The sequence below is a fragment of the Nocardia tenerifensis NBRC 101015 genome (genome assembly GCF_000308715.1).
Taxonomy (GTDB): domain Bacteria; phylum Actinomycetota; class Actinomycetes; order Mycobacteriales; family Mycobacteriaceae; genus Nocardia; species Nocardia tenerifensis.
The window spans coordinates 1-3,417 of the sequence record NZ_BAGH01000181.1 but is presented as its reverse complement, the minus strand read 5'-3'; the positions used below and the strand labels follow the sequence as shown (position 1 = coordinate 3,417).

Here is a 3,417-nt window from a genome sequence, read left to right as displayed (position 1 = left end):
GGCGCCGTGCGGCTCTGGCTAGCGCCGTGCGGATCCCGCTGGCACCGTGCGGGCCCCGCTGGCACCCTGCGGGCCCCGCTAGTGCCTTGCGAATTTGGTTAGCGCTGTGCGGGTTTGGTGATCAGTGGGAGATCTAGTGCGGTCAGGATGCCGGGGGGCGCAGCGACGACGGCGGGGACCGCGTTGACGATGCGCATGGCGGTGGCGAGCAGTGTGGCGTGGTTGTGGTCGCCGTTGGCGCTCGAGGTCACCAGATCCATGGCGTAGCTGGGCTCGCCGGTGATCTCGACGCGGTAGGATCCTTCGTGATGGGCCGGTTGGGGCCAGTCGGGGCACAGGTCCGGGTGCAGCCGGGTGACGTGCTCCAGCACCGTGACGGTAGTGTCGCCGACCATGCCGCGCACCTCGAAACGCAGTGCGGCGGCGGTGCCCTCGGCGATGTGACCGGTGGCGATGTCGAAGGAGTGGGTGGCCGGGATCCGCTGATAGGTCTCGGTGACCGAGTCGAGGGTGACGCCGATGCCCGCGGCGAGCTGGCGGACGGTACCGCCCCAGGCGAGCGACAGCACGCCGGGTTGGAGCAGCATCGGGATGTCGTCCAGGGGCTTGCCGAAACCCATGATGTCGAACATGACTTCACGGTTGTCGTAGCTGGCGTAGTCGACGATCTCCACGCAGCGGAGCTGGTCGATGCGCAGACACGTGCCCGCCAGCGCGAGCGGCAGCAGATCGTTGGCGAAGCCGGGGTCGATGCCGTTGACCCACAGCGACGAATTGCCCTGCGCCGCAGCTTCTTGCACCGGCTTCAGCAGATCGTCGGGCAGGACACCGTAGGGATACTGGAAGAACACCGGGGCGCACGCGACGACATTGATTCCGGCACTGAGGATCCGGCACAGGTCGCCGATGGCGTCCATGAGGCGGTTGTCGGTCATCGAACAGTAGACGACGCAATCGGGTTTCGCCGCGAGGAGGGCGTCGGCATCGATCGTCGCGGCGACGCCGACCGGATCGTCGAGCCCGGCAAGGGTTCCCGCGTCCACCCCGTCCTTCGTCGCACCCGACACCCATACCCCGGACAGCTCCAGGTCGGGGTTGGCGATGATGCCGGCCAGGGCGTGCCTGCCGACATTGCCTGTGCCCCACTGCACTACGCGATAAGTCATGTCACAGATCCGGAATCGGGATGTCGAGGTTGGGAGTGATCAGGCCGCCGTCCGGCTCGAGTACTTTGCCCGTGACGTATTTGCCTGCGGGAGAGACGAGGTAGAGGGCGGCCGCGGCGATGTCCTCGGGCTCACCGATGCGGTGCAGAGGCGTCTTGGTCTCCAACTGGGTGCGCATCGCGTCGTTGCTCGCGACGATCTCCAGGGCCGAGGTGAGGATGGAGCCGGGGGCGATGGCGTTCACCCGGATGCGCGGATTCAGGTCCAGCGCGGCCAGTTTCGTGTAGTGCGCCAGGGCTGCCTTGGCGGTGCCGTAGGCCGCGAACGCCCGGCCCGGCAGCCGGCCCATGGTCGAGGTGATGTTGAGAATGGAGCCGCCGCCTGCTGTTTCGAGGATGTGCGGCACCGCGGCGCGAATCAGGGCGTGCGCGTTGGTCACGTTGAAGTTGAACGCATCGACGAGCGCCTGCGGGGTGGTGTCGAGCAGCGGGCACGGCATCGCCCCGCCGACATTGTTCACCACGATGTCCAGCCGCCCGAACCGCTCGACCGCCGTCGCGGCCAGTGCCGCCGTGGCGTCGAGGTCGCTCAGGTCCGCGGACACCACGTGGGCCTGGCGGCCTACCGCTGCGACTCGCTCTGCGACCTCGTCCAGTTGGCTCTTCGTGCGGGCCGCGATGACGACGTCCGCGCCCGCCTCCGCGAAGGCCACCGCGATGGCCGCCCCCAGGCCGCGCCCCGCGCCCGTCACGACGGCGACCTGCCCGTCTATGCGGAACCGATCCAGAATCATTCGCGCTCCATCCCTCTCGCACGCGCGGTGTCGAATATTCGTCACCTCTTGTACTAATATTCGACACATACTAGGTCGCCCGCTCGAGCAGAAACAAGGGGTCACGCCATGCCGGATCGATCAGCGTCCCCGCCGACGCGCCGGGTCGTCGACATCGTCTCGCTGCTGGCGACCTCGACCGAGCCGATAAGCGTCGCGGGGATCGCCGAACGCTTGGATATCGCGCGCGCCACGGCGACCGCGATCCTGACCGAACTCACCACTGCGGGCTGGGTCGGCCGAGATCCGCAGCGCGGCTACCTGATCGGCCCCGCCCTCGCCGGACTGCCCGGCGCCGCACTCCCCCACGACGTCGGCGCGGTCCTCGCGGCGCTGGCCGCGCGGACAGGATCGGGGGCGACGTTCAGCCGCATCGAACCCGACCATCTCACCGTCGTCGACGTCCGGCACGGCATCGACCGCGTCGTCCCGGGAATCCCTGTCGGACACCGCATTCCGCTTCAATTTCCGGCCGGGGCGAGCGTGATGCCGTGGCGTTCGGCCGGCGAGCAGAACGCCTGGACCGCGACCGCCGCCGGCGCGGACCGCCGCACCGCGAGCACCCTGCTCGCCCTCGTCCGCGACCGCGGGGTGGCGGTGTTCCGGCCGCGCGCCGACGACGCGGGCATGGTCGACCTGCTGGCCGATCTGCTCGGCGCCGTGGGATCCGAACTGCTGCAACCACATCTGCGCACCCGCGCACTGCGGCAGCTCGCCGCGCTCACCTCACGGCCATTCAGCAGAGACGAACTGGACTCCGACGACGCGCTGCCGTTGAGTTACCTCGCGGCACCGGTGTTCGACGCGTCGGGCGCCGCCGCCTACGAGGTCCAGCTGGGGCCGTTGCGCGCGGAGGCGTCCAAAGCTGAACGCGATGAGTACATTTCGGCGACCTTGGACGCGGCCCGTCAGCTCACGGCGGCACTCTCTCGAGCGACACACCGCTGAACGCGGCAGCGCTATCAGACTGTGACGTCGATCGGTTTTCCGAGGGTCCGCCGCTGGGGACGATCCATGACCGACCCGGTACCTCCCGAAGACCCCGCACCTGCTGGCCGCCATGGTCACCGCCGCGATCCCATGCTTCACTGCGATGCCTGCTCCACCGCGATCGCATCTCCGCGCCGGTAGATCCGGCACCTCCCGCCCCGCCGATCCTCCCGTGCACGAGACCGATACCGAGGAGAGTGACAGGGCAGCGCCTCCACCCCGGCGAACATGTCGGCACAGTCGTCGGCCTCGGAATACACCGTGGACAGCGAGCAGTTCCCGACGACCACGGAGGTGACGCCGAGCCCCGGATTGCCGAGCACGCCGGCGTCGTAGCGGGTGTGCACATCGAGCAAACCCGCGAGAGGAGGAGTCCAATGCCGCACCAATTCGCCGAGCCCCAGGCTGCCGAGCACCCGGCGTCAGTAC

The 3,417-nt window shown here is 68.8% G+C and carries 4 protein-coding genes; 1 reads left to right on the top strand and 3 read right to left on the bottom strand.

The window, feature by feature from the left end; genetic code table 11:
• Positions 1-98: 98 nt before the first annotated feature.
• Positions 99-1,166: an NAD(P)H-dependent amine dehydrogenase family protein gene (locus tag ON39_RS14780; RefSeq protein ID WP_040734609.1), complete on the bottom strand. Its 1,068-nt coding sequence runs from the start codon at positions 1,164-1,166 to the stop codon at positions 99-101.
• Position 1,167: 1 nt separating this feature from the next.
• On the bottom strand, positions 1,168-1,959 hold the full coding sequence (locus ON39_RS14775; RefSeq protein ID WP_040734608.1) for an SDR family oxidoreductase: 792 nt from the start codon (positions 1,957-1,959) through the stop codon (positions 1,168-1,170).
• 108 nt (positions 1,960-2,067) lie between these two features.
• Here ON39_RS14775 and ON39_RS14770 point away from each other — a divergent pair, with 108 nt between their 5' ends.
• Positions 2,068-2,946, top strand: a complete 879-nt coding sequence (locus ON39_RS14770; RefSeq protein ID WP_040734606.1) for a helix-turn-helix domain-containing protein — start codon at positions 2,068-2,070, stop codon at positions 2,944-2,946.
• A 137-nt stretch (positions 2,947-3,083) separates the two neighbouring features.
• Here the strand turns inward: ON39_RS14770 and ON39_RS14765 are convergent, their stop codons facing one another.
• A complete protein-coding gene (locus ON39_RS14765) occupies positions 3,084-3,404 on the bottom strand; it encodes a hypothetical protein (protein ID WP_040734604.1) in 321 nt (106 codons plus the stop codon).
• Between the last annotated feature and the right edge of the window lie 13 nt (positions 3,405-3,417).